We start from the raw sequence: 7,461 nt of genomic DNA, 5'->3' as shown, positions 1-7,461 counted from the left end.
TGCTATGCGAAGTTTGCAAATAGAAAAGCAATCACGTAATGATGATTACTTTTTAGTCAATTATGCAATTATTGTTACTTGCTCTCTGTTGACGCTGCGAAGTCACAGACATTCGCAGAGCACAAACTTCGTAGAGCTGGGTTACTACTGATTTCTTATTGGGTAGCGATGATACCAATGCTATTAAAGATACTTCGCTATTAAAGTATTTTAAAGAGATCGATAATATGCCTGATGATATTAAAGATTCCCTTATCAAAGTTATTGATGCTTACGTTAGAGATTATAAAACACGACAAGCGTATGCATAAAAAAACCACTCGGTTTTTAGGAGTGGTTTTGTTCATAATGGTTAATCTGCCATTAACAACTATGTCTAATATCTATTATAACTTCACCATTTTTCATCCATCTTATCCAACCCATAATATCTTTTTTTGAAGGTTCTTCACCTGAATAACAATCTTTATCATCTTTTACTTTCAACCATTCACCATTAATTTCTAATGATTTGTATGTATGATCTCCATAGTTCGGTAAAATATCAGAACTTTCATTTGGACTAACTCTTACAGGATTATCTTTACTAGGATTAGGGTACCCATCTAAAACGTATTGCTCTGGTGTCTTAAAATTTAAGATGGCTTTGTGTTTTACTCCATCTATTTTAGCTTTATTGCCATTAATAACTGCTGCATAATTACCATCTTGTAACTTCTCCGCTTTAATAATAAATATACCATACTCAGGGAAGTAAGATTCTACCTCAATAAAATTTTTATATAAATGCTCATCATTAATAATATCGTATGTTTTACCGTTGATGGTGACATTTTTATTTACAAAGTAAAACATAGAAGTATTATCCTCTCCTTGTATAGAAAACTCTCCTTGATTATGGTATATCTTAGATATTTCTATAAACAAGTAGCCTTTATTATTGGAACTTAAAACCTCTTTATCCTGTTTAACAGAAGATACTTTTTTTTCAGTATCTACTTGCTTCGTCATATTAGATTTGCCTTTATCAGAACAACTGATAAAACTTAATACCATTAATATTTTAATAAAAAAACTAGTCATAATATTTATTGATTATATAATTGTACAGGCGGTAAGCTCTGTAAACTTATAGGTGTTTGTAAATTTCTTGTTGTAACATTTGGTTTATACCCTTGTAAATGCTCGTGATTATAGTGATTTTTTAAATGCTTCGTACCACTAACTTTGTAAGTAGTAGATGTGGTTTCTGTTACTTCTTTACCATCTGCACCAGTAGTAGTGGTATTGGTAACTGTTAGCTTAGAAGATTTAATATCTTTCCAACCAAATTTCTTTAATCCTGCATTCATAGAGGCAGATGCTGTCTGATCTATCTTATCAAAGTTTGTCTTACTATCTTCATAATCAATAGCATCTCTAGAACCATTATTACCCGCATATCTAATATCAATATTTTTACCATTTTTATGAGACGTACTTGGCGGTGGAGAAGAACCATCAGATTTACTAGCACTTACTACATAGATTTCTTCGCCAGAGTCTGCAGATGCTCCAATTAATGAAGATAAAGATTTACCAGAAACATACAATCTATAACCATTACCTGGTTTTGTTGTTACTTTGACTTCTGTATCTCCCATACTATAATTTATATCTTCTAATTGTATCAAACCATTTTCATTTTTGTCATAAGTCCCGATTTCGTGAGAAGTTCCGCCTTCATCAACATAAGTAAATGTATCGGTTTCATCGTCAGTTTTCTGCCTCAAGATCGAACCATCTGAATATATCGTATAATTATCAAATGGAGACATTCCATCAGGATCAATATAATAAATAGGATTGTTAAATGCATAGTTGTAAGGTGAGTATCTGCGCATATCTTCCGCTAATGGGTCAATGTTCATCCATCTACCTATTGAAGCATCATAATTTCTAGCAGTAAAGTCTATCCAAGATAGTCCTAACTCTTCGTTTTCTTCTTTACCACCAAAACCATAACTATGCTTTCTTCCTCTTATTGTATAATTATAACCTTTTTGAACTAACCCGTGGGGATAGTAGTTTTTCTCCTCTCTAATTTCGTGTGCATAGTCATTATCACCATCAAGGTCTGCATTGTTTCTTACTATATCTATCTTGCCATCATTGTCATTGTCTGCATAAGATAACCTAATATTCCCTAAATGATCTTTAAATTGATAAATATGATCAAAACCGTTGCTAGTATTAGGCTCTATATATCCTTCGGCGTAGTTAAAGAACTCCAATATACCGTTTTTATAAATATAGTTCCCCGCGTAATCCGTCGTTACCGTCGCATTACCCTCTGTGGAAGTCTTTCTTAACTTAGCTCCTGTAGCATCATATACATACTGGATATTACCACTGTTTGTATTATTATTAATTGTCACGGCTTGCGGTAAGTTTAAATGGTTATAATTAATCGCTGTGATCCCTTTATTAGGGTCAGTAATCATATTACCGTTTAAATCATAACTATATTGGTTATTTGCAACAGCAGTACTTTTCTTGGCAAACCCAAACGGTTGAGTAATTGCATCAACAACAGCTTTTAGTTTATTTCCTCCGCTATGATAGGTATAAGTTAAATTATCCATCATCCCGAAGCTTGTAGCAGCCTCATTAAGATGTCCTTTACGCTGTAATTTGGTAATATTTCCAATTTTGTCATATTCTACTAAGGATAGATCGTATTTACCATCATTACTAATAGCTCCTGTAATTCGGTCGAGTGCATCGTAGCGATACGAGTACCAACGTAAAACATTATCGTTAGCAGTACGCCACTCTGTCTCTGCTATATTTCCATTGTACAAAGCTGTAGCACCGTGGGTTGGTTGAGAATAATGTACGCCAAAACTGAATAAATCTTTACCAAGATTTAATGGGTCATTAATCTGTGTCATCCAACCTCGTATATTATAAGTATAATCAATGGTTTGTAGACCACCACCCGTTACTTTAGATTCTAACCTACCTAACTCATCGTATCTGTTTTCGGCTATGATTTCTTCCTGACCATTAATGATCTGGGTCTGTTTTAGCTGTCTACCCATATGATCATATTCAAAAATATCTTCGGTGATGATCGGGGTATTATTTCCTTTTCTATGCGTAGTTTTTGTACGTTCTATCTTATCTACAAAATCCAACTTATTTTCTACAATATCAGAAGTGTTTAAGTACTCGTTTGTACTAGCAACATATATTACTCTTGCTTTATTATCATAATACGTCGCTGTGGTAGTCCAATATGAAGTACCTAATACTTTTACTTTTGAACCAGTACTTAAAGTCTTTGTACGATCTGATACAGGAACACCATACACCGTAATAGGGGAAGTCACAGACATTCGCAGAGCACAAACTTCGTAGAGCTGGGTGCTTATTTTATGCGATAAGTTAATCTTTAGAGATTATGTTGTGCAATGTTATGAGATCTGAGTTTCATTTTTCGGTAATGAGAAAGTTTTGGATACAAAAAATCAAAACCTTGAACATCATATCTGGTCTCTTTTAGAATTTTTAACCAGATAAAAGGCAGCAATCCTATCAAAAAGTTGCTGCCTAATATTTTAACAATTTCTACTTGGTTTTACTGTGGAAATCTGGGTTATTTAAAATTATTTTCCTTTCTAAATTAGGATTTTTATCATGAAAAGCATCATAATATGATAACTCTTCCCCATTACAAACTTCATTTATATAGATCATATCGAATTTATTATCATACTGAAAAACAATCTTAGATTTAAGATCAAAAAATGCAACATAAAAATAATTCTTTTTTAACCATCTAGAAGTCTTTTTATATATTATAAAATAAACTCTATTCAGTTTTTTATCTTGAAAAAAATTATCAACAACTACATTTTGGCTGACTAACTCATCTTGAATGTATAACTTTCCAATCCATGGACCACCCATTCCTAGAATTTGATGAGGATCTTCAAACTTAATATTTGAACTACTATCCATTTTTATTATTTTTTAAATTTCACACCTTCTGAAGTATAGAATTGTATCCATGATCCAATACCCATGCCTTTTTGAGGTCCTACTAATCCAAATCTCACATATGTACCCTTTGGTATTACTTGAGAACTCCATGGTCCTAAGTTAGATTGAAACTCAGGAGTTATCTGTAACATTCTTCTACCAAACCACTGTTTTCCGCTAAAAAATTTAGGTGCAACCGTACTCCAATTAAATGTTTGATACTTTAACGTATTATTTGATGCAAACAATCCTACTCTCAAATTAATTGGAAGTTTAAAGCCTACAGAACCAATTAAGAATCCATTAGATGTCGTAAGATTTACATTACTTAGACCTCTAAATCCTAAGCCTATTCCAGCACCCACTGCTGAACCAGTAAAGGCACTTCCCAAACTATAACCTGCTCCAAAATTGTCCCCTTCTACTACTCTATTAGTTACAGATTGACCAAAATCGAAAGGTTGTTTAGTTATTAAGCCAATTGGTCCAAGTAACCAATCTAACCAATCCATTTTTGGTGCTGGAGCACTTAATACATCTGAAAAGAAGTTTGTAGCACCTTCTTTCATTCCTCGATTAACCTGGCCAATAGGATCAATATCATTTAATACTTCATCATACTGCTGGGCTTTAGCATCGAACCATTGCTTATACTTATTTGGAGGATTATTTTTTTCAATACCTTCACCTGCGTCACTAATTTCACCAAACTGGTAATGGTCTACCGCCGCTGTTGCAAAACTTTCACCATATGCACCAGTAGCAGATATTGGTGCCATTCCATCAGGATCCATAAAATATACAGGATTATCAAACCCATAGTTGTAAGGAGAATGCCTTGTCATTTGTTCGGCAAGAGGATCAATATTCATCCACCTGCCAAGCTCTGGATTATAGTTACGTGCGGTAATATCAAGCCAATCTAAACCAAGTTCGTTTTGCTCTTCTACACTTCCAAATCCATAAGTATGATTCCTCCCTCGCAACACATCATTATACCCTTTATGAGCTAACCCAAAAGGATAATAATTCTTCTCCTGTACAATCTCATCCTGGGTAATGGTACCATCTTTGTTGGCATCCTTGTAAGATAACCTAATATTATCCAGATGATCTGTAAATTGATAGACATACTTATACCCATCAGCTTCTTTTTCTACAATCCCTTCGGGCTGGTTAAAGAACTCCAGGCTGCCATTTTTATAGACATACTTACCAGCATATTCGGTTGTTACAGAACTTCCCTCTGTCACGATCTTCTTCAACTTCGCTCCAGTGGCGTCGTAAATATAAGAAATAGTTCCTGTACCCTCGTTGTTACTTATCGAAACTGTTTCTGGTAAATTAAGATAGTTGTAGGTGATGCTCGAGATTCCTTTGTTTTGATCCAGGATCATGTTGCCATTTTCGTCATAGTCAAAGTCATCATTGGTATTGGTACCGTCTTTAAAACCATAGTTGTCATTACCATTATCGGTTACTTTTAAAAGCTTATTCCCTTCATCATAATTATAAGCTAATACATCCATATTGGTATAACTTGAGGTATTTTGCCAACCGTTTCTGGTTAAGCTTTCAATATTCCCCATTTTGTCATATTGTATACCCGATACGTTATAACGATTGTCATCACTAGTCGCTGTTAAAATACGATTGAGCGCATCATAGGTATAGTCATAACTTCGGGCTATGTTGTCATTGGCGGTTTTCCAGGAAGTTTTGGAGATGTTACCATTGTATAATGCATTAGTGTTACTGTTATATTCTATGGCAAAACCAAACAAGTTATCCCCAAGATTGTTCACATCATTGATTCCTTTTAACCAACCTCTTACATTATAGGTGTAGTCTACATCTTGTAATCCTCCACCAACAGTTTTAGATTGTAGCTGTCCTAGCTCATCGTAGCTGTTTTCTACAATAGTTTCTTCATGGCTTCCTATGGTTTGTTTTTGATCTTTTAACCTTCCCATATGATCATAGGTAAAGACATCTACTGTTTTTATCTCCTCATGACCAGTCTTGCGATGGGTTGTCGTAGTTTCTTCAACTTTACCTACAAAATCCAATGTACTTTCTACAATATCAGTAGTATTGAGATAGTCATTTTTGCTGGCTACATAAATCGGTCTTCCTTTTGTATCATAATAGGTAACCGTAGTGATCCAATCATTGGTATCCAGTATTTTTACTTTGCTACCGGTAGCCAGGGATTGGGTACGATCAGTGGTGCCTACCCCGTCAACCGTACCCGGATCATTGATCCCAGCTGTGTCAAATCCATAATCATCGTAATAATTGATGGTCAATACTTCTCCATTCTGCACATCAGGATAGCCTCCATTGGTGTAATACATGGTTACACCACCGATCACATTGACATTGCCTCTTTCTACCCATAAATCATTAGTATACGCCGTTGCTTCCTCTTGTACTATGTTTCGTTCTCGGTTATCGGTAAGTTTTCCTGTATAAGCAACCCTGCCAAATTGATCATATTTGGTAAATAACCAGGCAGATTCTGCATTTAATAATGCATCCTGGGTCATCACTGGTTGATCGAGTTTGTTGTATATAATATATTCCCGTCCCTTGCCAGATACTTTCTTTTCGATCATTCGGTTTCGGTAATCGTATGTGTACTGGTAACATAGTTCGGCAAGCTCGGTGTTAGAAATACCATCAGATACATCTACTTTTGGTGGGAGTACATAGGTGAGATTCCCATAATCATCATATACATAATAGGTATCGTGTTCAATCCCACCGTTAAAGGTGCGTTTTAAGATCACCTGCCCGAGGTGATTGGTATACTCCCTGGTGGTATGATCATCTGGGTGTGTTTGGTTCGGGGCCCAGTTTTCATCCTTGGTGATGGTAAGTTGTAAGGTATTTTCTGGATAATACGCTTCTTTTACCAATTGGGGTTTCTCGGTGTCTGCATTTGCAAAAGTCACTTTGAAATGAGTTACTTCATTAGCTTCATTGGTGTCCCAATCAAACTTAAGGGTGTGATCTGTATCACTATTGGGATCTGCTTTCCAATCCTTTCCGGGAGCTCCTTGTTCCAATACCCGGTTCAACGGCGACGCCTCCAACACACTTTCGCTATAGGCATTTATTTGTGTAAAATCTGTGATCCCTTCAAAATCGTCGACATATTTGTTTTTATAGTATGCATTGATATCATTTTCGATATGTACCGTTTTATAGCTTCCTACTGCAGCACTGGATGCAAACGGAAGGTATTGTTTGGCTTGTCTTCCATAACTGTCATATTCGATATAAGTGACGATATCTTGAGCATCAGGTGAGGCTTTGATGGCCACTTGTTGTTTGGCTCTTCCTAATCCATCATGATACGATACACTTTCGATCACATCTTTGTTGTATTGAAGCTCTGTTGTTGACTGTACCGGCTCCTGGAAGCTTTGG

5 protein-coding genes are annotated in these 7,461 nt (G+C 35.5%); 1 reads left to right on the top strand and 4 read right to left on the bottom strand.

From position 1 onward, the window contains the following. Positions 1-158: 158 nt before the first annotated feature. Positions 159-311 carry a hypothetical protein gene (locus ACFSJT_RS00025; RefSeq protein WP_378318115.1) on the top strand — a complete coding sequence of 51 codons (153 nt, stop codon included), beginning with the start codon at positions 159-161 and terminating at the stop codon, positions 309-311. Positions 312-363: 52 nt separating this feature from the next. On the opposite strand, the gene ACFSJT_RS00020 is transcribed toward ACFSJT_RS00025, so the two are convergent. From ACFSJT_RS00020 to ACFSJT_RS00005, 4 genes are all read right to left on the bottom strand, one after another. Further along, positions 364-1,083, bottom strand: coding sequence for a hypothetical protein (locus tag ACFSJT_RS00020; protein ID WP_378318114.1), 720 nt, complete (start codon positions 1,081-1,083; stop codon positions 364-366). 5 nt (positions 1,084-1,088) lie between these two features. Beyond that, entirely contained in the window at positions 1,089-3,380 is a 2,292-nt protein-coding gene (locus tag ACFSJT_RS00015) for an RHS repeat domain-containing protein (RefSeq protein ID WP_378318113.1), read from the bottom strand. A gap of 232 nt (positions 3,381-3,612) precedes the next feature. After that, positions 3,613-4,005, bottom strand: coding sequence for a hypothetical protein (locus ACFSJT_RS00010; protein ID WP_378318112.1), 393 nt, complete (start codon positions 4,003-4,005; stop codon positions 3,613-3,615). A 5-nt stretch (positions 4,006-4,010) separates the two neighbouring features. After that, the coding region (locus tag ACFSJT_RS00005; protein ID WP_378318111.1) for a DUF6443 domain-containing protein at positions 4,011-7,461 on the bottom strand (3,451 nt) is incomplete at its 5' end.

The organism is Aquimarina celericrescens, assembly GCF_042682765.1.
Lineage (GTDB): Bacteria > Bacteroidota > Bacteroidia > Flavobacteriales > Flavobacteriaceae > Aquimarina > Aquimarina celericrescens.
Note: the sequence above shows the minus strand (reverse complement) of the source record. Positions and strands in the feature narration are given on the sequence as shown.